We start from the raw sequence: 1,068 nt of genomic DNA, 5'->3' as shown, positions 1-1,068 counted from the left end.
CTTGAACATTTTATGCATAGAGGAAGTACTGATGTTCAGTTGCTCAGCGATTTCACGGTAAGTCAGGGCGTCGTTAAAGCGCAGGCTGAGTGCAGCTGTGATCCAGGGCCTTCTGGTGTAAGGCGTGTTTCTGTCCACGGTAGTGTCCATGTTCGCGAAAATGTCCATGGTAGGAAACACGGGGAAAAATAAAAGACGGTCTGAACGATACGCTTACGGTTTTGATGCTTTAAATTTTTCAATCTTATCACCCTTTGATGTGTCCCAATTTCCAGCAGCCACTTCTAACGCTGAAACCATTAACAACCACGCTAGATTTGGTGAGGATTCACAAATCCAAAGACTATCTTGGAAGTTGCGGGCTGACTTAATTAGTGAGTTAAAATCTTTTTCTGAAAGCTTATAAATATCGTTTATCAATCTCAACTGTGAGATTTTAATATTTTTTTTTGCTGAGGGAACTACTAAGTTTCCTTTTGGCATTAAAGGTGGTGGCGGGTTTTGCTCTGCTCTTGGACTACCATAATCAGGTGTATGATTATAATATTCTCTAACAATTGAGCCTGCATGTGCTCTTACGCCTAATTTCAAGCTAACCAAAGCTGCGATTTCATCACTCAACCAACCGCCATGAAAGTCATCAGTATTTGCCTTTTCATCCATAAAAGACATCTTTGCTGTGTCTAAAGCAGACAAGGCTCTTACTGTTAAGGTAGGTTTTACGCCCACGGTGTCAAATGGGATCATATTTAGAAAGGAATAAACCAAATCTCCTTTAACTTCATCTGTGAATCTGCTGTCGGAGTAAATTATAAATTCAAACATTCCGAACAATTCATTCTTTGATTTAAATTGTTTACTGAATCGCCACGGGTTTAACAGACACCTCGGAGTCATTTAAGATGGCTTAAAGAGAGGTGCCCATGAGCGGTAAGCGTTATCCCGAAGAGTTTAAAATTGAAGCAGTCAAACAGGTTGTTGATCGTGGTTATTCTGTTTCCAGCGTTGCAACACGTCTCGATATCACCACCCACAGCCTTTACGCCTGGATAAAGAAATACGGTCCGG

At 41.1% G+C, this 1,068-nt stretch carries 2 protein-coding genes; one reads left to right on the top strand and one right to left on the bottom strand.

What is annotated here, in order from left to right; genetic code table 11:
• Nucleotides 1–213 precede the first annotated feature (213 nt).
• Nucleotides 214–825 (bottom strand): hypothetical protein, encoded by a 612-nt coding sequence (locus GS12_RS22665; protein WP_235421340.1) that lies wholly within the window; start codon nt 823–825, stop codon nt 214–216.
• 98 nt (nt 826–923) lie between these two features.
• Here GS12_RS22665 and GS12_RS22660 point away from each other — a divergent pair.
• Nucleotides 924–1,068: transposase (locus tag GS12_RS22660; RefSeq protein ID WP_034951267.1), on the top strand; the 145-nt coding region annotated here is incomplete at its 3' end.

Origin of the sequence: Erwinia oleae, from assembly GCF_000770305.1 — a bacterium.
Taxonomy (GTDB): domain Bacteria; phylum Pseudomonadota; class Gammaproteobacteria; order Enterobacterales; family Enterobacteriaceae; genus Erwinia; species Erwinia oleae.
This window is presented reverse-complemented; position numbering and strand designations above follow the sequence as displayed.

Bases quoted from the DNA above. Each gene is read 5' to 3' on its own strand.
- GS12_RS22665 (WP_235421340.1), bottom strand. From the start codon at position 825: ATGTTTGAATTTATAATTTACTCCGACAGCAGATTCACAGATGAAGTT.